The organism is Rhodococcus sp. DMF-1, assembly GCF_021441945.1.
GTDB lineage: Bacteria > Actinomycetota > Actinomycetes > Mycobacteriales > Mycobacteriaceae > Rhodococcus > Rhodococcus ruber.
Map to the genome: position 1 here is coordinate 5,444,019 of NZ_CP090442.1, position 22,629 is coordinate 5,466,647.

17 protein-coding genes are annotated in these 22,629 nt (G+C 71.7%); 12 read left to right on the forward strand and 5 right to left on the reverse strand.

What is annotated here, in order from left to right; translation table 11 throughout:
• Nucleotides 1-64: 64 nt before the first annotated feature.
• From LZP97_RS24990 to LZP97_RS25000, 3 genes are all read right to left on the reverse strand, one after another.
• Entirely contained in the window at nucleotides 65-529 is a 465-nt protein-coding gene (locus LZP97_RS24990) for a GNAT family N-acetyltransferase (RefSeq protein ID WP_010593771.1), read from the reverse strand.
• Between the two features lie 165 nt (nucleotides 530-694).
• Nucleotides 695-1,579: a dihydrodipicolinate synthase family protein gene (locus LZP97_RS24995; RefSeq protein WP_010593772.1), complete on the reverse strand. Its 885-nt coding sequence runs from the start codon at nucleotides 1,577-1,579 to the stop codon at nucleotides 695-697.
• A gap of 39 nt (nucleotides 1,580-1,618) precedes the next feature.
• Nucleotides 1,619-2,407: an aldolase gene (locus LZP97_RS25000; protein WP_010593773.1), complete on the reverse strand. Its 789-nt coding sequence runs from the start codon at nucleotides 2,405-2,407 to the stop codon at nucleotides 1,619-1,621.
• A 157-nt stretch (nucleotides 2,408-2,564) separates the two neighbouring features.
• Here LZP97_RS25000 and LZP97_RS25005 point away from each other — a divergent pair, with 157 nt between their 5' ends.
• Nucleotides 2,565-3,173 carry a helix-turn-helix domain-containing protein gene (locus LZP97_RS25005; protein ID WP_048772684.1) on the forward strand — a complete coding sequence of 203 codons (609 nt, stop codon included), beginning with the start codon at nucleotides 2,565-2,567 and terminating at the stop codon, nucleotides 3,171-3,173.
• Nucleotides 3,174-3,509: 336 nt separating this feature from the next.
• On the opposite strand, the gene LZP97_RS25010 is transcribed toward LZP97_RS25005, so the two are convergent.
• Complete coding sequence (locus LZP97_RS25010) at nucleotides 3,510-4,130, reverse strand: LysE family translocator (protein ID WP_172603549.1); 621 nt, start codon at nucleotides 4,128-4,130, stop codon at nucleotides 3,510-3,512.
• A 370-nt stretch (nucleotides 4,131-4,500) separates the two neighbouring features.
• Here LZP97_RS25010 and LZP97_RS25015 point away from each other — a divergent pair, with 370 nt between their 5' ends.
• The 11 genes from LZP97_RS25015 to LZP97_RS25065 all read left to right on the forward strand — a co-directional run bounded on the left by LZP97_RS25015 (nucleotide 4,501) and on the right by LZP97_RS25065 (nucleotide 21,711).
• Nucleotides 4,501-5,517 carry an ABC transporter substrate-binding protein gene (locus LZP97_RS25015; protein ID WP_010593776.1) on the forward strand — a complete coding sequence of 339 codons (1,017 nt, stop codon included), beginning with the start codon at nucleotides 4,501-4,503 and terminating at the stop codon, nucleotides 5,515-5,517.
• Nucleotides 5,518-5,594: 77 nt separating this feature from the next.
• Nucleotides 5,595-14,921, forward strand: coding sequence for a non-ribosomal peptide synthetase (locus tag LZP97_RS25020; protein ID WP_048772619.1), 9,327 nt, complete (start codon nucleotides 5,595-5,597; stop codon nucleotides 14,919-14,921).
• A 4-nt stretch (nucleotides 14,922-14,925) separates the two neighbouring features.
• A complete protein-coding gene (locus LZP97_RS25025) occupies nucleotides 14,926-15,165 on the forward strand; it encodes a phosphopantetheine-binding protein (RefSeq protein WP_048772617.1) in 240 nt (79 codons plus the stop codon).
• Nucleotides 15,166-15,172: 7 nt separating this feature from the next.
• Nucleotides 15,173-16,423 (forward strand): enterobactin transporter EntS, encoded by a 1,251-nt coding sequence (gene entS, locus LZP97_RS25030; RefSeq protein WP_048772614.1) that lies wholly within the window; start codon nucleotides 15,173-15,175, stop codon nucleotides 16,421-16,423.
• Nucleotides 16,424-16,529: 106 nt separating this feature from the next.
• Entirely contained in the window at nucleotides 16,530-17,093 is a 564-nt protein-coding gene (locus tag LZP97_RS25035) for a dihydrofolate reductase family protein (protein ID WP_010593780.1), read from the forward strand.
• Nucleotides 17,094-17,203: 110 nt separating this feature from the next.
• Nucleotides 17,204-17,857: a class I SAM-dependent methyltransferase gene (locus tag LZP97_RS25040; protein ID WP_010593781.1), complete on the forward strand. Its 654-nt coding sequence runs from the start codon at nucleotides 17,204-17,206 to the stop codon at nucleotides 17,855-17,857.
• 113 nt (nucleotides 17,858-17,970) lie between these two features.
• On the forward strand, nucleotides 17,971-18,402 hold the full coding sequence (locus LZP97_RS25045) for an SRPBCC family protein (RefSeq protein WP_010593782.1): 432 nt from the start codon (nucleotides 17,971-17,973) through the stop codon (nucleotides 18,400-18,402).
• Nucleotides 18,399-18,725 carry an ArsR/SmtB family transcription factor gene (locus LZP97_RS25050; protein WP_017680600.1) on the forward strand — a complete coding sequence of 109 codons (327 nt, stop codon included), beginning with the start codon at nucleotides 18,399-18,401 and terminating at the stop codon, nucleotides 18,723-18,725. The genes LZP97_RS25045 and LZP97_RS25050 overlap by 4 nt, the downstream gene beginning before the upstream one ends.
• A gap of 150 nt (nucleotides 18,726-18,875) precedes the next feature.
• On the forward strand, nucleotides 18,876-20,441 hold the full coding sequence (locus LZP97_RS25055; RefSeq protein ID WP_040273982.1) for an alpha/beta hydrolase: 1,566 nt from the start codon (nucleotides 18,876-18,878) through the stop codon (nucleotides 20,439-20,441).
• Between the two features lie 186 nt (nucleotides 20,442-20,627).
• The gene (locus tag LZP97_RS25060) at nucleotides 20,628-20,849 is read left to right on the forward strand and encodes a hypothetical protein (protein WP_017680602.1); all 222 of its coding nucleotides are present in this window, start codon (nucleotides 20,628-20,630) and stop codon (nucleotides 20,847-20,849) included.
• 193 nt (nucleotides 20,850-21,042) lie between these two features.
• Nucleotides 21,043-21,711, forward strand: coding sequence for a GTP pyrophosphokinase (locus LZP97_RS25065; protein ID WP_371851025.1), 669 nt, complete (start codon nucleotides 21,043-21,045; stop codon nucleotides 21,709-21,711).
• An 86-nt stretch (nucleotides 21,712-21,797) separates the two neighbouring features.
• Here the strand turns inward: LZP97_RS25065 and LZP97_RS25070 are convergent, their stop codons facing one another.
• Nucleotides 21,798-22,628: a siderophore-interacting protein gene (locus tag LZP97_RS25070; protein WP_017680603.1), complete on the reverse strand. Its 831-nt coding sequence runs from the start codon at nucleotides 22,626-22,628 to the stop codon at nucleotides 21,798-21,800.
• Nucleotide 22,629 lies beyond the last annotated feature (1 nt).

The following is a 22,629-nucleotide window of genomic DNA, read 5'->3' on the forward strand; positions in this document are numbered from 1 at the left end:
GCATCCTGACCGGACGAAGTCCTACCGCAGGACTCCTGGAAGGAACACGCTCATGGTGCAGTGATCACCTCGCCGAGGGCTCGGCTTCGTAGGTGACCCAGTTCGTTCGTGTGGCGAGGGTGTTGTAGAGCGCCTGGGCTCGATGGTTGTCCTCGGCGGTCACCCACTGCACCACGGCGCGGCCCTCGGCGGCGGCCATCTCGGTGAGACGCTCGATCAGTGCACGTCCGACCCCCCGGCCCCGGGCCGCGGGGTCGGTGAACAGATCGTCGAGGAAGAGACCGGTGGTACCGGTGTAGGGCGAGGAGAAACGACGGTGGTGTGCGAACCCGAGGATCTCGCCGTGCGCCTCCGCGACGAGCGCCTTGCATTCGTGTCGGGGATCCATGAACCATCCCCATGCACGGGAGACGATGTCCTCGGACTCGGGCAGCTTGTAGAACGTGCGGTACTCACGGAAGAGGACGCGCCAGCGGGTCTCGTCGGTGGGGGCGAGCGGTCGGACCGTCGGAGTGGTGGTCGTTGTCAATTCGGTTGCTCCTGTGGGTTTTCGAAGGTCTCGGGTGGAGCGGTGCCAGTGCGTAGTGTCCGCGGGCTCTGCGTCTGCGAAGTTCGATGCGGGATGCGCTGCGCTCGGCAGGCGGCAGCGTTCGGCCAGTGCTGCGTGTGAAATACGAGCGGTGGTGGTGTTCCGTCACCGGCAGGCGGCGATGAGCTCCTCGAGTCGGGCGGTTTCGGGTTCATCGAGGGGAAGCAGGGGCCGGCGCGGGGTTCCCGCCTCGACGCCGACGCTGCGCAGGCCCGCCTTGATCGTGGCCGGAAGCCCGCGGCTGACGATCATGTCGAGGAGCGGACGGAGCCGATCGAAGAGTTCGGCCGCCTCGTCCTCCCGGCCTGTGGTGATCGCGCGGTGGAACTCGACGATCCGGTGCGGGATCAGGCACGGCGCCGCGGTGCACCAGCCTGCGGCACCCGCCTGAAAGGCCCTCTGCGCCAGCGGGTTGCTGCCGTTGAAGAACGCAAGTGTGTTGCCGCTGAGTTCGTTCAGGCGGTGCATGCGCGCAATGTCACCGGTGGATTCCTTGACCATCGTGATGTTCTCGACCGTGGCGACGAGGTCGAACAGGAACTCCGCCGTCATGTCGATGCCGGTGGTAGCTGGGTTGTTGTAGACCATCACCGGGATTCCGATCGATTCGGCGAGGGTGGTGAAGTGCAACCGGACCTCTTCCTCGGTGAGGCGCCAGTACGAGGTGGGCAGCGCCATCACCGCCGTGGCGCCGAGGCGCTCGGCGATCTGCGCGCGACGGATCGTGCCGGCAGTGGTCAGGTCCGAGACTCCGACGACCGTCGGCACCCGGCCGTCGGTGTGCTCGATGGTTTCGGTTGCGACGGTGATCCACTCGTTGTGGTCGAGGTAGGCGCTCTCCCCGGTGCTGCCGAGGGGGGCGATCGCATCGACGCCTGCATCGATCATGCGGTCCAGCAGCAGGTGCAGGATGTCCACGTCGATCGTCTCGGGGTCTCGGCTGTCGAACGGTGTGACGGGGTATGCAACGATTCCGCTGATTGTGGTCAAGGTGCACTCCAAGAGAATTCGGATGGTGGGTGGCCGGGGTCAGTGGCAGTCGATCGCGTCCGGGTGGGAGCGCAGGGCCTTGCGTGCGTAGTAGCCGAAGTTGGCTTCGCTGCGGCGTGGGGTGAGGGTCCAGTCGTGGGCCTCACGCGCCAGCCGTGGGGGAAGAGGCTTGATCTCGCCGGCCGCCATCGCGAGCAGTTGCAGGCGGGCCGCCCGTTCGATCAGGTGCGCCAGCGAGCACGCCTCTTCGATGGTCGATCCGACGACGAGTTGCCCGTGGTGGGCGAGCAGGATCGCGCGCTTGTCACCGAGCGCGGCAGAGATGATCTCGCCCTCCTCGTTGCCGACGGGAACTCCCGGCCAGTCCGGCAGGAACGCACAGTCGTCGTAGAGCGGGGCGACGTCCATCTGCGAGACCTGCAGGGGGATCTCGAGCATGGACAATGCCGCCGCGTGCAGCGGATGCGTGTGGACGATGCAGTTCACATCCGGCCGTGCCCGGTAGATCCAGCTGTGGAACCTGTTGGCCGGGTTCGCCATGCCGCTGCCTTCGAGAACCTGAAGGTCCTCGTCGACGAGGAGCAGGTTGCTTTCGGTGATCTCGTCGAAGCCGAGACCGAGCCGCTGCGTGAGGAAGGTTCCCGGTGCCGTGCCGCGCGCGGAGATCTGGCCCGCCAGACCGGAGTCGTGTCCGGCATCGAACAGGGCCCGGCAGGTCAGGGCGATCTTCTGGCGGTCCGTCCACTCGGCCGCCGCGACCTCGGTGAGCATGGTCTTCTTGGCGGTCTCCATCAACTCGGCTTTGCCGAGATTCATCGTTGTCGCCATCCTCGGGGCTCCTTTCACCACGGACAAGTCGATGACACGTAGAGCACTATAGGACACAAAGTGTCCTATAGTGCAACCGGGTGACGTGGTCGGTAGGGTGGGCGTGTGCGGGGACGCCTGTCTTCGCGGGCGCAACCGAGAGGGAGGTGTGGACACGATGGCGGCGCTACTGCGGTCGCATCGACGCCGGGCGGGGTTGACCTTGGAGGCCCTCGCCGAGGGCACCGGGCTGACCAAGAGCTACCTGTCGAAGGTCGAGCGAGGGATCAGTACACCGTCGATCGCGGTGGCGCTGAAGATCGCGCGGGCCCTGGACGCCGATGTCAGTCAGCTGTTCTCCGACAGCCCCGACAACAGCATGATGACGGTCGAGCGGCGAGGTGAGCGCGCGCAGGTCGACGAGCGCGACGGGAGTGCGGTCTACGACGCCGTCGCCACCCGCATGATCGGTAAATCCATGCAGCCGTTCATTGTTCACCCGACGACGCAACCCGGATCCGACTACATGGAGCACCCGGGTGAAGAGTTCATCCTTGTCAAGGAGGGGACTGTCGAGGTGAGCATCCCCGATCAGGTGATCACCCTGGACGAGGGGGACAGCCTCTACTTCGACGCGAATACCCCCCATCGCGTCCGATCGGTGTCGCCGTCACGGGCCGTGCTGATTGTGGTCGTCCACGACCGGGACGGCGACAGTGCCGACGCCGGGCCGGCGTCGAAGTCCGCGCAGCGCTGCGCGCCCACAGCGCCGACGTCCAGCAGCTGAACGCCGCCTCTCCCGAGGGTGCCCCGACCCGAACCGTAGGCATACCGGCCCTCTGACTTCCGCCGATGTCCCCCGTCCTGGGCGGTGAGCCCCTCCGACAGGCCGGAGAACCCGCGCACAGCAGGGTCGTTCAAGCAGCCAACGGGTGACGTGATCCTCTCGGCCTCGTCGAAATGAGGGGTCGCGGGAATCTGGGGATACGCGCCCTGCGGTGAGCCCGTCGCGCAGATGCGGTTGCACGGGAGCAGTGCGCGAAGGTCGTGGGCGTGGCACCCTCCGATTGCTCGGGTGGAGGGGGTGGCCGGGCCGGTGCGCCCGACTCGAGGTCGCCCGGGGTCAGGCGAGTAGTTCTGTTGTGCCCGACCACAGCACGACCCCGGCGAGAATCGTCAGGACCGCGGAGGTGGTGCGGGCGAACGCGCGGGCATGGGACCGCAGCCAGTGGTCGACGACTTTCGCGGATGCGAACCAGGCGAGGGCACCGAACCACGCGGCTTCGGAGGCGATCAGCAACACCGCCACGGTGAGTTTGTCTGCTCCGGAGGCGTGCTGCGGTATCAGTGTGGCGAACACGGCCATGAAGAACACCACCGCTTTCGGGTTGGTGATGTTGGTGGCGACACCGAGCGCGAAGGACGTCGACGGGGATTGCGGCGATGCGCCCGTTGCGGTGTCGGTGAGGGGCCGCGCCCGGAGGGTCGCCACGGCCAGGTACAGCAGCAGCGCCGCCCCGAGGATCTGGACGGCGGCGAGCACCTTCGGTGGTCCGGCCGCCACACCCAGCATCGCTACGGTGACCCAGACCGCGATTCCGGTGGCGATCCCGAGGGCTGTGGCGATCCCGAGGCGGCGGGACCCCAGGACCGACTGTCGCAGCACCACAACAGCATCCGGTCCGGGGGAGACGACCCCGGCCAGCCAGACGCCCATCAGGGCCAGATAGCTACCGATGCTCACCGCGCCATCGTGCCATTTCTCCAGGATCGGGGCGGTGTCGCCCACCCGTCGGGTGCCGCACGGCGTCCACCTCGGGCCGCGCCGGCGCGAGGAGCATCTTCAGGAGGCGAGGGTGTCCACCGAGGCGGTGTTGCCTGCCTCGCCGAGGTCGGGGTTGCGGCAGGGTCGGCCTCCGCACCGGAGGGGCGGTGCGTGTGCGGCTGCGGTGGTGGCGACGCGGTGGCGGGGGAGCCGGCGGCTCGGACCGGCGCGACGCGTGAGGGGACGCCGTGGTCCGGAGACGTAGCGCTTGGCGCGCAGAGTAGGTTCGGTTAGCCTAACCAACTGAGTTCGGGCAGGTGCCCGGCGAACAGACATGTGGGAGTGAGCGATGCGGGTTGAGGGACTGGGCCGGGTGCGCCGCGCGGCGGCGATCGGCGCGGCGGCGATGCTGGCGATCGGCCTCGCGGGATGCGGCAGCGACAGCGGCACCGGTGAGGAGTCCGGCGCGAGCACCACGCGCACGTTCGAGGCGCAGAACGGGTCGATCGAGATCCCGGCCGATCCGCAGCGCATCGTCGCCTGCGGCTACGCGGTCCTGCCGCTGCTCCAGGCCGAGGCGAACCTGGCTGCGGCCTGCGAGTGGACCCGCGAGCTCGACAACATGGACGCCGAGACCGAGGCCGCGTACGAGGCCCTGCCCAAGGTGGCGCCGGACGGAGCCGTGAGCGAACTCGACTACGAGGCCGTGGCCGCCGCCGCACCCGACCTGATCATCATGGGCGTGCCCGCGCGCGTGCAGTCGCAGCTCGACACGGCCAAGCTCGAGGCGCTCGCTCCGGTGGTCTTCCTCGGCCTGACCGACCCCGGTGACTGGCGCATGCTCGGCGAGCAGTACGCCGACGCCGCCGGCGTCTCCGAGGAGTACGGCGAGTACAAGGAACAGTACGAGGCGCGTGCCGCCGAGATCGCCGACAAGTACCGCGGCACCCTCGGGAACCTGACCTTCGCCGGGGTCTGCAATGTGTGCGGCACCGAGCCGGGTGAGTTCTACCGCGAGTACGCCTCCTCGTACACCACCAACCTCTTCCAGGACCTCGACCTGCAATTCCCCGGTCAGCCCGCCGATCCCGAGGCCGTGCACGGCGAGTACCTCTCCGTCGAGGAGATCGGCCGGAACCTCGGGGACGTCGACGTCATCGTCTACGGCGTCGAGGGCGACGGGTCCGTCTCGCCCGAGCTGCAGGAGCTGATGGCCTCCCCGCTGTGGCAGGCCCTGCCCGCCGTGCAGGCTGGAAACCTGGTCCCGGTCCGGCACTCCCACGCCGCGACCTACGAGACCGCGCTGCTCGCACTCGATTCCATCGATCAGGCGCTCGCCGCGCTGCCCGCGAACCAGCAGCAGTAGCCCTCCCGGCACCCACGGCCCCCGCGTCCGGCGACCCGGGGGCCGTGTTCGTCGCACACCCGCTCCGATAGGCAGCCATGACCCGCACCTCCGCGCTCGAAGACATCGTTCCCCTCTCGCCGCTGCAGCAGGGCCTGCTCTACCTCAGCACCGTCGCCGCGCCCGACGACGCCGCCCGTGCCGCCGGAGCCGTCGAACCGGACGCCTACACCGTGCAGTCCGTGCTGCGCCTGACCGGGCGGGTGGACGAGGACACCCTGCGAGCCTCCGCGCAGGCGCTGCTGGACCGGCACCCTGCCCTGCGCACGTGTTTCCGTCCCCGCAAGGACGGCCGCACCGCCGGGCTCGTCGTGCGCGGTGTCGAGGCGCTTTGGCGCAGTGTCGATCTCACCGGTTTCGCGGTCGACGAGTCCGAGCGACGTCTCGCGGATCTGCTCGACGAGGATCTGCGCGACTGGTTCGACCTCGCGCGGCCACCGCTGATCCGCTGGCTGTTCGTGCGATTCGGGCCCGACGACGTGCGGTTGGTGCTCACCGCCCACCACATCGTCGTCGACGGCTGGTCCACCCCGATCCTGGTGCGCGAACTCCTCGAGATCTACGCCGCCGGCGGCACCGCCGCCGGGCTGGCCCCGGTGCGGCCCTTCCGCGACTACCTCAGCTGGCTCGACCGGCAGGACCACGACGCCGCTCGCGCGCTGTGGCGCGAATCCCTCGACGGGCTCACCGAACCGAGCCTCGTCGCCCCGCCCGGCGCCACCCGCGCCACCACACCCACCGTCGCACTCGCCGTCGACGTGCCGGTCGAGCTGAACGACCGGCTCACCGGCCTCGCCCGCGACGCCGGCGTCACCCTCAACACCGTCCTGCAGACCGGCTGGGCGCTGCTGCTGTCCGGACTCCTCGGCCGCGACGACATCGTCTTCGGCGCCACCGTCTCCGGGCGACCGCCGGAACTGACCGGCGTCGAATCCATGGTCGGGCTGTTCATCAACACCGTGCCCGTGCGGGTGCGCCTGGATCCCCGCGCCACCGTCACCGAGTTGCTGCGACAGGTGCAGCTGGCGCAGTCCCGCACCGTCGACCATCAGTACCTCGGCCTCGCCGAGGTCCAGCGGGAGACCGGGCTCGGGGAGCTGTTCGACACCCTCACCGTCTTCGAGAGCTACCCCGTGGACCGGGACGCGCTCGACCGCGCCGAGCGCGCGGGCGGGGTCACGATCGCCGCCGTCGAGGGCCGCGACGCCACCAACTATCCGCTCGTGCTCACCGCGGGTGTCGCCGAGACCCTCGTCATGACCCTCGACTACCGGCCCGGTGTGTTCACCGCGGACGACGCCGCCGCCCTCGCCGACCGCCTCGTCCACATCCTCGACACTCTCGCCGCCGCGCCGGACCGCCCGGCCGCCGGGCTGGACCTGCTCACCGGCGCCGAGCGCGGTCGCGTCCTCGGCACGTGGTCCGTCGCACCGGCCGCTCCCGCGGATGGCACCGTCGCGGCGCTGCCCGCCCCGGGGGAGCCCGGCACCCTCGCGGTGGTGTGCGGCGCCGAGGAGCGCACCTTCGCGGAACTGGGAGCGAACTCGGCGCGGCTCGCGCGGCTGCTGATCGAGCTCGGTGTCGGACCCGACGTGCTCGTGGGCCTGGCCCTGCCGCGCTCCGCCGCGACCGTCGAGGCCATCCTCGCGGTGCTCGCCGCAGGCGGTGCCTACCTTCCGCTCGACCCGTCGTACCCGGCGGACCGGCTCGCCCACATGGTCGCCGACGCCCGTCCCGGCGTCGTGCTCACCACCGGCGCCGTCGCCGCGGAACTCGGAGCGACCCTCCCCGGCGGTGGTGCGCACGTCGTCGTGCTGGACGATCCGGACGTGCAGGCCCGGCTCACCGCACTGCCCGCCGCCGCGGTGACCGACGCCGACCGTCGCCGGCCGCTCCGCCCCGGCCACACCGCGTACGTCGTCTACACCTCCGGCTCCACCGGTCTCCCCAAGGGCGTCGTCGTCACCCACGCCAATCTCGCCGATTTCCTTGCCGCACAGAGAGAGACGATCATGCCGTCGGCATCGGGCACACGGCGGGTGCTGCTCACCTACCCGTTCGCCTTCGACTCGGCCGTCGCCGCCCTGACCTGGCTGCTGTCCGGGCACACCCTGCACGTGCTGCCCGACGAGCACCGCAGCGACACCGCATTCGTCGTCGACTACGTGCGCACCCACCGCATCGACCACGTCGACTGCGTGCCCGTGCTGATGAGTGGTCTGCTCGACGCCGGTCTGCTCGACGGGGACCGCCACCGGCCCGCCACGGTCACCGTCGGCGGCGAGGCCGTCGGGTCGGCGCTGTGGCAGCGGCTGCGCGCCGCGGACGGCGTCGAGGCCTACAACTGCTACGGCCCCACCGAATGCACCGTCGACGCCGCATACACCCGGATCGGCGGTGACACCGTCACCATCGGCGGTCCGCCCCCCGGCACCCGGCTGTACGTGCTGGACCGGTGGCTGCGGCCGGCGCCGCCCGGTGTGGCCGGGGAACTCTACGTCGCCGGCGGGGGTCTCGCCCGCGGCTACCTGGGACAGCCCGGCCGGACGGGGGAGCGGTTCGTCGCCGACCCGTTCACCGGGGACCGGATGTACCGCACCGGTGACATCGTGCGGTGGCTGCCGGACCCAGTCGGCACCGTGCGGTGGCTACCGGACCCGATCGACACCGTGCGGTGGTCACCCGACCCGGTCGCCACCGCGCGGGGCGCCCTCGAATACGTGGGCCGCGCCGACGACCAGGTCAAGATCCGTGGTTTCCGCGTCGAACTCGGCGAGGTCGAGGCCGCGCTGGGTGCCGTGCCGGGGGTGGATGCCGCGGTCGTCGTCGCCCACACCGACGCCCGCGCCGTGCGTCGCCTGGTCGGCTACGTCACCGGAACGGCGGATCCCGGGGCCGTGCGCGCCGCGGTCGCCGCCCGGCTGCCCGACTACCTGGTGCCCGCCGTGATCCTGCCGCTGCCGGTCCTGCCGACCACGGCGAACGGCAAGGTCGACCGGAAGGCCCTGCCGGAGCCGGACTTCGGTGCCCTCGCCGGATCCGGTGCGGCCCGCACCGACACGGAGGCGGCGTTGTGCTCCGCGTTCGCGGAGGTCCTCGGTCTCGACCGCGTCGGCATCGACGACGACTTCTTCAGCCTCGGCGGCGATTCCATCGTCTCGATCCAGCTGGTGTCCCGCGCCCGCACCGCCGACGTGCGGATCACCGCGCGTCAGGTGTTCGAACTGCGCACCGTCGCCGCGCTCGCTGCGGCCTGCGACGCCGACACCGGGGACGAGCAGCCGGCGCGGCCCGTCGTCGCGGCCACCGGCCCGGTCCCGCTCACCCCGATCGTGCGCGAAACCCTCGACCACGGAGGGGATCTGCGGCGCTTCGCGCAGTCCCGCCTGCTCGTCGCCCCGGCCGGGCTCACCGAAGCGCACCTCGTCGCCGCCGTCGCCGCGCTGCTGCGCACCCACCCCATGCTGCGCTCACGGCTCACCGTGGCCGGCGACGATGCGGAATGGATAGTCCCCGAACATGTTCCGAACCCCGAGACCGCGGTGCGCCGCGTCGATGCGGCAGGCCTCGACGGCCCGCGGTGGCGGGCGCTGTTCGAGGCCGAACGTGCTCGCGCCCTGGCGGAGCTCGACCCCGCGGCCGGACGGATGATCCGCGTGCTGTTCCTCGACGCCGGCCCCGGCGCCGCGGGCCGGGTGTTCGTCGTCGTGCACCACCTCGTCGTCGACGGCGTGTCGTGGCGGATCCTGGTCCCCGACCTCGCGGCCGCCGTCGATCAGGCGCGGCGGGGCACCGCGCCGGACCTCGAGCCGGCCGGCACCTCCTTCCGGGACTGGGCGCTCGGGCTCACGGCAGCCGCCGCGTCCGACCGCGTCGCGCAGTCCCTGCCGCACTGGCAGCAGATCGCCGGAACCACAGAACCGCGGCTCGGTGCCCGCCCGCTGGATCCGGCGCGCGACACCGTCGCCACCACCCGGTCGCGCGAGGTGCGAGTCCCCGTGGCGGTCACCGAGAAGGTGCTCACCACCGTGCCCGCCGCGTACCGGGCGGGCGTCGCGGATGTGCTGCTCACCGCCCTTGCGCTGGCCGTGACGTCGGTACGCGGCGGCGACGGGCTGCGCGTGCACCTCGAGGGCCACGGCCGCGCCGAGCACGTCGTGCCGGGCGCCGACCTGTCCCGCACCGTCGGCTGGTTCACCACCCTGTACCCCGCCGTGCTCGACGTGTCCGGCATCGACCCGCACGAGGCACTCGCCGGAACCGCCGCCACCGGGACCGCTCTCGCACAGGTCAAGGAGTCGCTGCGGGCACTGCCCGACGACGGCATCGGATTCGGGCTGCTGCGGCGGCTCGCCCCGGAGGGAACGCGGAACTTCCCCGGATACCGTTCTCCCGACGTGATGTTCAACTACCTCGGCCGGATGACGCTGGGGGAGAACACCGGTCAGGAGTGGTCCACCGCACCGGAGGCGGGCGCGCTCGGCGGCGCCGTCGATCCCGGCACCCCGCTCGACCACGTCCTGGACATCAACGCCGTCACCGAGGACGGCCCCGCCGGACCCGAGATCGTCTGCGAATTCACCGCGGCGGAGGTCCTCGACGAGGAAACCCTCACACTCGTCTCCCGTCGCTGGGTGGAGGCCCTGACCGCGCTGGCCCGGCACGCCGACGCCCCCGGCGCCGGCGGTCCCACCCCGTCGGATCTGACCTACCCCAGGCTGACCATTACGGAACTGGACTCGCTCACCGCCGAACTCGGCCCGATCGACGACGTCGTGCCGCTGACGCCGTTGCAGCGCGGGATGTTCTTCCTCGCCGGTCTCGACGGCGGCACCGGGACCGACGTGTACTCGATGCAGACCGTCCTCGATCTGCGCGGTGATCTCGACCGGGACACCCTGCGGCGCAGCGCCGCCGCGTTGCTGCACCGGCACGCGAATCTGCGCACCGGGTTCCGCACCACTGCGGCGGGCGACCCGATCGGCGTCGTCCTCCGGGACCCGGGCCTGCGGTGGACGGACGTCGCCCTCACACCCACCCCCGTGACCACCCCCGCCCCCGTGGCCGAATGTCACATTGCGTCGGTCGGATCGACGCAATGTGACATTCGGCCGGTCGAGGAGCGCAGCGACGAGCTCGTCGCCGCCGACCGCGCCACCCGGTTCGACGTCGCGGCCGCGCCGCTGGTGCGGTTCACGCTCGTGTGCCTCGCGCCGGACCGGCACCGGTTGATCGTCGCCGCGCACCACCTGCTGCTCGACGGGTGGTCGTCGCCGCTGCTCGTGCAGGAACTGTTCACCCTGTACGGGGCGGGGGCCGATCCGGCTGCGCTGCCCGCGGTCCGGCCGTTCACCGACTACCTCGCCTGGCTGGGCGACCGCGACACCGACGACGGACTGCGCCGCTGGAGCGAGGCACTCACCGGGGTCGAGGAGCCCACGCTGCTCGCCCCCGCCGGCTCGTCGCTCGACGCCACGTTGCCCGCCGAACTTCCCGTGCCGGTTCCGGCCGGCCTGGCCGCGCGGCTGCAGCGCCGCTGCCGCGACCTCGGCGTCACCGTGAACACCGCGGTGCAGACCGCATGGGCGGTCCTTCTCGGCGCCCGGCTCGACCGCACGGACGTGACCTTCGGTGCTGTCGTCTCCGGCCGCGTCCCGGACGTGCCCGGCATCGAGACGATGATCGGTCTGTTCATCAACACCGTGCCCGTGCGCGTCGCGCTGCGCCCCGGCGAGCCCACCGACGACCTGCTCCGCCGCGTCCAAGGCGAGCAGAACCGGCTCCTCGATCACCAGTACGTCGGACTCGCCGACATCCAGCGCGCCGTCGGCGTCGGAGAGCTCTTCGACACCCTCATCGTGTTCGAGAGCTACCCGATCGACACCGACGCCCTCGCCCGCGCGCAGCGTTCCGGCGGCCTCGACGTCACCGACGTCCGCGGCCACGACGCCACCAACTTCCCCCTGGTGCTCGTCGCCGGGCTCGACGACGAGCTCGCCCTCACCCTCGAGTATCAGCGGGCGCTGTTCACCGCCGGCGACGCCGACGAGATCGGCCGCCGGCTCGTGCACCTCCTCGAGCAGTTCGCCGGCGACCGGCCGCGGCGCGTCGCGCAGCTCGACGTCCTCGGCCCGGCCGAGCGAGGACGGTGGCACGAGCTCTCGTCGACCGCTCCGGCGCCGTCGAGCGGGCACGGCACCGTGCCCGCTCTCCTGGCGGCGCAGGTCGCCCGCACCCCGGACGCGACGGCCGTCGTGTGCGGGGACGAGCACCTGACCTTCGCCGAGCTCGGCGCCGCCTCGGCGCGGCTGGCACGGCGGCTGATCGACGAAGGCGTCGGACCCGAGGCGCTCGTGGGCCTGGCCCTGCCGCGCTCGGCCGAGATGATGGTCGCGATCTGTGCCGTGCACGCCGCCGGCGGCGCCTACGTGCCGATGGACCCGTCGTATCCGGCCGAGCGCCTCGCCCACATGGCCGGCGACTCGCGGCCGCGGGTCGTGGTCACCGGCGGCGGCGTCGCGCACACGCTGCGACCGGTGCTCGGTGCGGTGCCGGTGCTCGACCTCGACGACGAGTCGGTTCGTGCCGACGTCGCGGTCCGTCCGGCCGTCCCCGTCACCGACCGCGAGCGCACCGCGCCGCTCCGGCCCGAGCATCCGGTGTACGTCATCTACACGTCCGGCTCCACCGGACTGCCGAAGGGCGTGGCGGTCACGCACGCGAACCTGCTCGGCCTGTTCGACAGCCACCGCGCCGACCTGTACGTGCCCACGGTGGCGGCGGCGGGACGGCCGAGCGTGGGTGTCGGGCACGCGTGGTCGTTCGGGTTCGACGCCTCGTGGCAGCCGATGCTGTGGCTGCTCGACGGCCACGCCGTGCACGTGTTCGACGAGGACGCCATGCGCGACCCCGAGGCGATGGTCGGTTACGTCGCCGCGCACGCCCTCGACTTCCTCGAGGTCACCCCGTCGTTCCTCGACCGCATGGTCGCGGCTGGGCTGTTCGACGGCGAGCACCGCCCCGCCACGGTCGGATTCGGCGGTGAGGCCGTCAACCCGGCGCTGTGGCGGCGGCTGCGGGAGCTGACCGACGGACGTGCGTTCAACCTCTACGGACCGACCGAATGCACCGTCGACTCGCTCGTCGGACAGGTCACCGACGCCGACGCCCCGTGCCTGGGCCGGGCCGTACACGGCGCCGCCGCCTACGTCCTCGACCGGATGCTGCGCCCCGTGCCGGTCGGCGTCGCGGGGGAGCTGTACGTCGCCGGATCCGGCGTCGCCCGGGGCTACCTCGGCCGACCCGACCTGACCGGCACCCGCTTCCTGCCCGACCCGTTCGGTCCGCCCGGCGCCCGTATGTACCGCACCGGCGACGTCGTGCGCCGCGTCCCGGCGGGCGACGGCCGGGTCACCCTCGAATTCCTCGGCCGCGGCGACGACCAGGTCAAGATCCGCGGATTCCGGGTCGAGCTCGGCGAGGTCGAGGCGGCGCTGACCGCGGTGCGCGGGGTGCGCGACGCCGTCGCCGTCGCCCACACCGACGACCGCGGGGTGTGCCGCCTCGTCGGCTACGTCGTCCCCGACGGCGACGTGGACCCCGCCGCCGTGCGGGCCGTGCTCGCCGAGCGGGTCCCCGACTACCTGGTGCCGGCCGCGGTGCTCGTGCTGGCCGCATTCCCCGTCACCGCCAACGGCAAGGTGGACCGGAAGGCGCTGCCGGAGCCGGACTTCGGGGCGCTGGCCGGTTCGGGGGAGCCGCGCACCGCGCGGGAGGCCGCGCTGGCGGAGGTGGCCGCCGAGGTGCTCGGCCTCGACCGCGTCGGGATCGACGACGACTTCTTCGCCCTCGGCGGCGACTCGATCGTCTCGATCCAGTTCGTCTCCCGCGCTCGGGCCGCCGGGCTCCGGCTCACGGCCCGGCAGGTGTTCGAGCTGCGCACCGTCGCGGCGCTGGCGGCCGTCGACGAACCCGCCGTCCCGGCGACGGTGCCCGCGATCGCCGCGACGGGCGACGTGCCGATCACCCCGATCGTGTGGGAGGCCCTCGCGTGGGGTGGCGACCTCGCGCGGTTCTCGCAGGCCCGGCTGCTCGTCGCACCCGTCGGCCTCACCGTGGACGTGCTCGGAACGGCCGTCGCGGCGCTGCTCGACACCCATCCGATGCTGCGGTCCCGGTTCGTCGTCACCGACGGCGGGCCGCGCTGGACCGTCCCCGAGGACGCACCGGACATCGAGACACTGGTGCGCCGCGTCGAGGTCGGCGAGGTCGACGCCGAGCGGTGGGCGGACCGATTCGCTGCTGAACGTGAAATCGCCTACGGCGCACTCGATCCGGAATCCGGAGTGATGGTGCAGGTGATCTGGTTCGACTTCGGGCCGGACCGCCCCGGCCGCGTGTTCGTCGCCGTGCACCACCTGGTGATCGACGGCGTGTCGTGGCGGATCCTCGTCCCGGATCTCGCCGATGCCGTCGAACAGGCCGGACGCGGCGAGACCGTGGCGCTGACGCCGCCGGGCACGTCGTTCCGGGCGTGGGCGACCGGCCTCGCCGAGGCCGCGCGCTCCGAGCGGGTCAGGACCTCGCTGCCCGCATGGCAACCCGCGGTCGAACCACCGCTCGGTGCGCGGCCGCTGGACCCGGTCCGCGACACGGTCGCGGCGCTGCGCTCGACGCACGTGCGGGTCCCCGTGCCGGTCACCGAGGACGTTCTCGCCTCCGGGGCCGTGAACGACGCCCTGCTCGCGGCGCTCGCCGTGGCGGTGGCCTCGGTCCGCGGCGGCGACGTCGTGCGCGTCGAACTCGAGGGCCACGGACGCGAGGAGCAGATCGTGCCCGGGTCCGACGTCGCGCGCACCGTCGGATGGTTCACCTCGATGTTCCCGGTCGCGTTGAACCTGTCCGGCATCGACCCCGGGGACGCCCTGGCCGAAGCGGCTGCCGCACACGCGGTCCGCACGCGCGTCACGGAAGCCTTGAAGGCTGTGCCCGACAACGGTATCGGGTTCGGACTGCTGCACCGACTCGCCCCGGACCCGGCCTTCGACCGCTATCGGCGACCGCAGGTGGTGTTCAACTACCTCGGCCGGATGACGCTGGGGGAGGACACCGGTGCCCCGTGGTCCGGCGCACCCGAGGCCGTCGCGCTCGGCGGTTCCGTCGACCCGGCCACGCCGCTCGACCACGTCCTGCATGTCGACGCCGTCGTCGAGGACACCGCGGAGGGTCCCGTACTCGACTGCGAATTCGCCGCGCCCGCCGAGGTGCTCGACGAGCACACCGTCGACCTCGTGGCCCGGCGCTGGGTCCAGGCCCTCGCCGCGGCCGCGCGCATCCCCGTACCCGTTGCACCCGAAAAGGAGTGATCACATGTCAGCACAGTCCGGCACCGTGGACCGCGAGACGATCCGCACCGACGTCGCGCGGCTTCTCGAGATCGAGGCCGACGAACTCGACCCCGCGGTCAGCCTCGTCGACCAGGGCCTCGACTCGGTGCGCCTGATGGCGCTCGTGGAGCGGTGGCGTGACGCCGGCGCGGACGTCGACTTCGTCTCCCTGGCCACCGAACCGCAGCTCGAGGCGTGGTACGACCTGCTCACCCCGCGGTGACCCGGCCGTGGCCCTGATCGACAGGCTGGTCCTCGACGTCGACCCGCTGCGCACCAGCCGCGAATTCCGCTACATCTTCACCGCCCGGATCGTGTCGCTGTTCGGTATCGGCTTCCTCGTCGTGGCCGTGCCCCTGCAGGTGTATCGGCTCACCGGGTCCACCGCGCAGGTCGCCGCCGTGTCGGCGGTGCTCGGCGTGACCACGTTCGCCGCCACCTTTGCCGGCGGGGTGCTCGCCGACCGCTACGACCGGCGCCGGGTCATCGCGCTCGCGCGCGGCACGGCGGGTGTGGCGTTCGCGGTGCTCGCGGTCAACGCGTTCCTGCCCGATCCGAAGATGTGGGTCGTCTACGTGGCGGCGGTGATCGACGGTGTGTGCGGTGGCATCTCCGCAACGGCGCTGATGGCCGTCACACCGAGCCTGCTGCCGCGGGAGAAGATGGCCGCCGCCGGCGCCCTCATGGCGCTGACCGGCGACCTGGGCGCGATGATCGGGCCGGCGCTCGGCGGCGTCGTCATCGCGACCGGGGGAGTCGGGGTGGCCTACGCGCTGGCCGCGTTCACCACCGCGATCACGACCTTCTGCATCACCCGGCTGCCGGCGCTGCCACCGGCCCACGTCGCCGACGAGTCGCCGCTGCGTTCGGTGGCGAGCGGCTTCCGCTACGCGGCGGGAAACCGCGTCATCGGCGGCGTGCTCGTGTGCGGGTTCGTGACGATGCTGCTCGCCGGCTGGTCGGTGCTCGTCCCCGAGTACGCGACGGAGGTGCTCGGCGCGGGACCGTCGGTGGTCGGACTGCTCTATACCGCCCCGGCGGTCGGCGCGGTGATCGGCTCCCTCACCAGCGGCTGGACCGGTCGTCTCCGCCGGTCCGGACAGGCGATCTTCGTGCTCATGGCCGTCTCCGCCGCGGGGCTCGTCGGGGCGGGCCTCACCGCGACCGTCGCGGTGGCGCTGATCGGTCTGGCCGCGCACGGTTTCGGCGACGCGCTCACCGATATCGTCCGGTATGCGACGGTGCAGAAGCACACTCCCGACGAGTACCGCGGGCGTATCGCCGCGGTGTGGGCGGCGCAGGTCACCGCCGGCGCCTCCGTCGGCGCGGTGGTCGCGGGCGGTGTGGCGACGCTGGTGCCGATCTCCGCGGCGCTGCCCGCGTACGGCGCCGTCGGGCTGGTGGTCACCGCGCTGCTGTGGGCGGGCCTACGGACGCTGCGCCGGCTCGACGAGGGCACTAGCCTCGAGCGCGTCGTCTGAGTCCGTCCGGTCCGTGCCGCGATGAGTTCGGCGGAGCCGGCCGGTCTGTATCCGAGACAGCACGCCCGTCCGCGCGGACGGGGCAAGCCGAAGAGGAGTGGATGTCATGGGCAAGGTCACGGTCACCGAGTTCGTCTCTGCGGACGGCGTCATGGAGAACCCCGCGTGGACGTTCCCGTACTGGAACGACACGATCGCCGCGTTCAAGGACGGCGAATTGAACGAGGCGGACGCGTTGCTCCTCGGCCGCACCACCTACCAGGAGTTTGCCGCGGTCTGGCCCGATCATCCCGGCGAGGACGACGCGTCCAAGGCGCAGATGAACGACATTCCCAAACACGTCGCCACGACCACGCTCACCGAACTCGAGTGGAACGCGACCCGCATCGAGGGCGACGTCGCGGAGGGGATCCGCGCCCTCAAGGCCGAGAAGAACCTGCTGGTCATGGGGAGCGGCAGCCTCGTCGAGTTCCTGCGCAGTCAGGGACTCGTCGACGAGTACCGGCTCGCCGTCTACCCCGTGCTGGTCGGCTCGGGCCGGCGCCTGTTCGACTCCGTCGAGGCGCAGGCGACCCTCGACCTCCGCGACTGCAAGGTCCTCGACAACGGCGTCCTGCTGCTCGTCTACAGCGTGGTCTCCGACACCGTCGCCGTTCCGGACTTCGACTGACGGCGTACCCGCAGCCGAGGTCCGGCGCGAGCCGTTGTTTCGGGGCTCGGATGCGGGGAACCCGACGGCATGTCCACGTTCCGCACCCCCACGCCCCCGCGCAGCGACGGATGACGACCGGCGCTGCGCGGGCGCGGGACTACGACACCTGGTTCGACACCCCGTGGGGTGCCCACGCCTGGGCGGTGGAGCGCGACGCGGTCGACGAGGTCCTGCCCGACGTGGCCGGCCGGACCGTGGTCGAGGTCGGCTGCGGGACCGGCCGGCTCGTGAGCCATCTCGCCCACCGCGGTGCCCGAATGCTCGGTGTGGACCTCGCGGCGGGCATGCTCTCCGTCGCGACCGACCGGGCACCCGCCCGGCTCGTGCGCGCCGACGCCACTCGCCTGCCCGTGCCGGATGCCGTTGCCGACGCCGCCGTCACGATCGCGACCCTCGAATTCACCGACGCCGCGGCGGTGCTGGTCGAGATGGCCCGTATCACTCGCCCGGGCGGGCGCATCGTCGCGCTCACCCTCAACCCCACCAGCCCGTGGGGGTGGATCGATCGGCCCACCCGACGAGCGCCGTACTCGGCCGCACGCTACGTTTCTCGGCGAGAGCTGCGCCGCCTGGGCGGTCGACACGGCCGGGCCCAGGTGCGGGGCCGGTTGTTCACCGCGGCGCGGTTCGGGCATCGACTCGAGCCGATTGCCGCCCTGCCGGGCCGGATCGTCCCCTGGTTCGGGGCCGTCCAGATGCTCGTCGTCGACCGGGAGCTCTGAGAGACGGCCCGGCGCCGCGAAGACCCGAATTAGTGCAACTTCGGGGTTGCGGTTTGGGGAGAGAGACGCAACCCTGGAGTTGCACAAATCGTATCCCCGGACTGGAGGCGATCATGGCCCCGCTCGACATCACCCGCACCATCGACATCGCGGCCCCGGCCACCAAGGTATGGGCCGCACTGACCGAACCCGAACTGATCGCGCAATGGTTCGGCGACAGAATCGAATTCGACGCATCGCCCGGAGGCGCGGGCGCGTTCGGCTGGACGGGACACGACCACGGTCCCTTCCGCGTCCTGGTCGAGCATGTGGACGAGCCGAAGACGCTCGTCTACCGCTGGGCCCGCGACGCGAACGTGGACCCGGTGCCGGGTAACTCCACGGTGGTGCGGTTCGACCTCGCGGAGATCGACGGCGGCACCCGGCTGACCCTGGTGGAAACCGGCTTCGAGGAGCTCGTCGACCCGCAGGCGGCCCACGACGGCAACGTCGACGGCTGGCGCGCCGAACTCGGCGATCTGGTGGAGTTCCTGGAATCCCGGTGAACGATGTGGCGAAGGGAGTTCCGGCGGTGCTCGCGGTACTGGCCGACGAAACCCGCTGGAACATCCTCACCGCGATCGGCGCCGAGGACCTGTCCGCGAGTGCGCTCGCGGAGCGGCTGCCGGTCAGCCGTCAGGCGATCGCGAAGCACCTGACCGTCCTCGCCGACGCCGGGCTCGTGGAGTCGTTCCGGATCGGGCGGGAGATCCGCTACCGGGCAATCGGAACCCGGCTCGGCGAACTGGCCGGCGAGCTGGACTCGATCGGACGGCAGTGGGACCGTCGCCTCGAGGCGATCAAGCGCATCGCCGAGCGACCCGGCTGACCGCACGAGCGGGCCGCGCGGTGCCGTCGAGGGGGTGCCCATCGGCACCCTCGGGGTGGTGGTACCGAGCGCCGTCGGCGCCGACCCTGTAGTGGTCCGCGGAGGGATCTGCTTCCTCCGGTCGAGTACCACTGGAGGGCAGGTCGATTCATGGCGTCGAACGGCGAACGCGGGATCCGGCAACGGGTCCTGCAGTTGGTGACCACAACGGGAGCGGCGACGGCCCTGATCGTGGGCGGGTTCTCGTCTCCGGTCGTCGCCACCGGCTTCGCCTCCACGACCGGTGAGATCCCGCCCGGCCTCGAACCGTTCTACACCCAGCAGGTCCGGTGGGAGTCGTGCGACGGCTACAGCACCGACGGGTCGGACCTGGTCGGGGCCGGGCTCGAGTGCGCGCGGGTGACCGTGCCGATCGACTACGAGAGCCCCGAGGGCGATACGGCGCAGGTCGCCCTGTCCCGTTCGCGGGCGACGGGAGAGAAGATCGGATCACTGCTCGTCAACCCGGGCGGACCGGGAGCCTCCGGGCTCGGGACGGCCGTCGTCGCCGACGGCACCGAACTCGCCGAGCGGTTCGACGTCGTCGGATTCGACCCGCGCGGAATCGGGGCGTCGACGCCGCGGATCGACTGCCTGACATCCGAGGAGACCGACGCGTGGCGGCAGGATCCCGTGGTGGACATGACCGCCGAGGGCATTGCCCGGGCCGAGCAGAAGAGCCGGGAGTACGCGGCGCGCTGCGCCGAACGCACCGGCACCGACGTGCTCGCACACGTGGGCACCCGCGACGTGGTGCGGGACATGGACGTCATCCGGGCCGCGCTCGGCGACGCGGGATTGAACTACCTCGGATACTCGTACGGGACCCGGCTCGGCTCGGCCTATGCGGAGGCGTTCCCCGGCAACGTACGCGCGATGGTGCTCGACGGGGCGCTCGATCCACAGCAGGACCCCGTCGAGGAGGCGGTGCGGCAGGCCGCCGGCTTCCAGCAGGCATTCGACGCGTTCGCCGCGAACTGCGCGACCCGCGAGGACTGCCCCCTCGGCGCCGATCCCGCGGCCGCGGTCGCGCGGTTCCGCTCGCTGGTCGATCCCCTCATCGACCGTCCCGCGGCCACGGACGATCCGCGGGGACTGAGCTATCCGAACGCGATCAGCGGTGTCGTCGCCACCCTGTACTCGCCGCAGGGCTGGGAGTACCTGCGGACCGGACTCACCGAGCTGGAGCAGGGCCGGGGCGACACGCTGCTGCTGCTGGCCGACATGTACGAGGGCCGGTTCGCCGACGGCTCGTACTCGAACTCCGGCGAGGCGATGGCGGCTGTGCGGTGCGTCGACGACGCCGCCGTGACCGACCCGGCGGTGGCCGGTGAACTCGACACCCGGTCCCGTGCAGCGGCACCGTTCCTCGACGACGGCCGCGGCACCGGCAACGCGCCGCTCGGTGCGTGCGCCTTCTGGCCCGTGCCGCCGACGGGAGATCGGCACGCCGTGGAGGTCGACGGCCTGCCCCCGATCGTCGTCGTCTCCACCACCGAGGATCCGGCGACGCCGTACCAGGCGGGGGTGGACCTGGCGAAGCAACTGGACGCGGTGCTCGTCACGTACCGCGGAACCCAGCACGGGGTGGTGCTGAGCGGCCAGTGGTGCATCGACCTGCCTGTCGCACGCTACCTCGTCGATCTCGCTGTGCCGGAGGGGGATACGACATGCTGAGCCGTACCGGATCCGATTCGTCGGGACGGACGGTCAGGGCGTCCGCGGCGGCCACCGCGGGCGGGCATCGCGAATTCGGAGCCGAACGTCAGGGTTTCCCGAGCCTGCTGCCGGCTGCGCGAGTCGGTGTCGAGTCGTCCGACGGGCGGGGAACCGCCTCGCCCCTGACGAGAGGACTGCGAAGTCGTGAAGGTTCTGAACACGAAGCTGGGCAAGGTCGCGGCGACCGGGACGATCGCGTTGGCGGCGGTGGGCGCCGGCGCCGCGAGCGCCGAGGCGTCCCCGATGCAGCACCAGCAGCAACAGCCGCAGCCGGCCCCGCAGCGGCCGGCCCCGCAGCATCAGCAGCCCGGGTCGCAGGGGCACGGGTTCTGGCTGTTCGACCGGTGGGTGCCGCTGCCGTGGTGACGACGGTGCCCGCGTGAGGGCGCGCAGCGACCGTGCCGTTCCGGCGCGGTCGCTGCGCCTCGCGCCCACGCTCGTCGCCGCGGCTCCGAGTCGTCGCCGGGCCCCACCCTCGGCCGACCTGGCAGACTCGATCGGGAAGGCGACGAGGAGACAGACGGTGACAGAAACGGTGGACGGCGCTGACGACGTGCAGCTGAGGCAACCACGACTCGAGCCCGCGCAGCTCCACCTGGACCCGCCGCAGATCGCGCTCCAGCGGGAGTTCCGCCGCGTCCTGATGGTCTACAAGTTCGGCATCGACGAGATGATGACCAAGATCAACATCCTGCGGGAGGAGTTCGGCTTCGCCCACGACCACAACCCGATCGAGCACGTCAAGTCGCGGCTGAAGACCCCCGAATCGGTCGTCGAGAAGGCCGTCCGCAAGAACCTGCCGCTCACCCTCGACGCGATCCGCGACAACATCTACGACATCGCGGGCATCCGCATCACCTGCAGCTTCGTCTCCGACGTCTACCGGATCTTCGACCTGATCACCGGGCAGCACGACATCCGGGTCGTCCAGGTCAAGGACTACATCGCGTGCCCGAAGCCCAACGGATACCGGAGCCTGCACGCGATCGTCGAGGTCCCCGTCTTCATGTCCGACCGCGTGCAGCCGGTGTTCGTCGAACTGCAGATCCGCACCGTCGCGATGGACTTCTGGGCCAGCCTCGAACACAAGATCTTCTACAAGTACGACAAGGCGGTGCCCGTCGAACTGCTCGACGAACTGCGCGCGGCGGCCGCGACCGCCCGCGACCTCGACGTCCGGATGGAGGCCCTGCACGACCAGGTGCACGGGCCCGACTCGTCGCCCTGAGCGGCCTGCGGCCGAGCGAATGTATCGCCCGCCGGCGCTGAGGAGGGGGACGATACATCCGCTCGGCCCGAGTCGCTCGGCCCGGCTCAGGCGTCGTGCTCGGTGAAGTCCCGGTCGTGGTCGGTGGTGCGGCCGTACCCGGTCTCGGTCATGCCGTGCCGCCAGTAGCCGATGACGAGGGTGGACCGGCGGTCGAAGCCGGCCTCGTGGCGCAGGTAGCTGCGCATCCGCAGCACGGTCTTCGATTCGGCCGACACCCACGCGAATCGCTTCAGTTCGCCGTCGGGGATCGGCACGGCGGTCGCCGCGTCGGTCAGGTGCGTGGTGGTGCCCGCGGGGGCGCCGTCGCGGTGCACCCAGCGGATCTCGATGTCGGCGGGGGAGCGCAGGTCCTGGTGTTCGCCCTCGTCGGCGACCTCGACGACGGCGGTGCCCCGGGCGCCCTCGGGGAGGCGTTCGAGCATGCGGCCGATCGCGGGCAGCGCCGTCTCGTCGCCGACGATCAGGTACCAGTCGGCCGGGGGCGCGACGATCCCGCCGCCGCCGGCCGCCGCGAGGCGATCGCCGGGACGGGCCCGCTCCGCCCAGGCACTGGCCAGGCCCTCGTCGCCGTGCCGGACGAAGTCGACGTCCATCTCGGCGGCCGCGGGGTCGAGTCGCCGCACGGTGTAGGTGCGGACCTGCGCCTTGAGCGTGGGGTCGGGCCACTCGAGGCGCCGGCCGCCGGTGTTGACGGGCAGGTCGAGGTCACCGTTCGCGCGCGGGAAGATCAGCTTGATGTTGGGCACCCGGGTCGGGTCGCTCGCGTAGACCTCGACGCCGCGTCCGGCGAACGTGACGCGGCGCATGCGGGGGGTGATGTCCTCGACCTTCGCGACTTCGATGACGCTGGGCAGCAGCCCGTCTTCGTTCGACATA

Coding starts and splice junctions, on each gene's coding strand:
- LZP97_RS25055 (WP_040273982.1), top strand. CDS start 18,876: ATGGCGTCGAACGGCGAACGCGGGATCCGGCAACGGGTCCTGCAGTTG.
- LZP97_RS25020 (WP_048772619.1), top strand. CDS start 5,595: ATGACCCGCACCTCCGCGCTCGAAGACATCGTTCCCCTCTCGCCGCTG.
- LZP97_RS25025 (WP_048772617.1), top strand. CDS start 14,926: ATGTCAGCACAGTCCGGCACCGTGGACCGCGAGACGATCCGCACCGAC.
- LZP97_RS25005 (WP_048772684.1), top strand. CDS start 2,565: ATGGCGGCGCTACTGCGGTCGCATCGACGCCGGGCGGGGTTGACCTTG.
- LZP97_RS25035 (WP_010593780.1), top strand. CDS start 16,530: ATGGGCAAGGTCACGGTCACCGAGTTCGTCTCTGCGGACGGCGTCATG.
- LZP97_RS25045 (WP_010593782.1), top strand. CDS start 17,971: ATGGCCCCGCTCGACATCACCCGCACCATCGACATCGCGGCCCCGGCC.
- LZP97_RS25000 (WP_010593773.1), bottom strand. CDS start 2,407: ATGGCGACAACGATGAATCTCGGCAAAGCCGAGTTGATGGAGACCGCC.
- LZP97_RS25015 (WP_010593776.1), top strand. CDS start 4,501: ATGCGGGTTGAGGGACTGGGCCGGGTGCGCCGCGCGGCGGCGATCGGC.
- LZP97_RS25070 (WP_017680603.1), bottom strand. CDS start 22,628: ATGTCGAACGAAGACGGGCTGCTGCCCAGCGTCATCGAAGTCGCGAAG.
- LZP97_RS25040 (WP_010593781.1), top strand. CDS start 17,204: ATGACGACCGGCGCTGCGCGGGCGCGGGACTACGACACCTGGTTCGAC.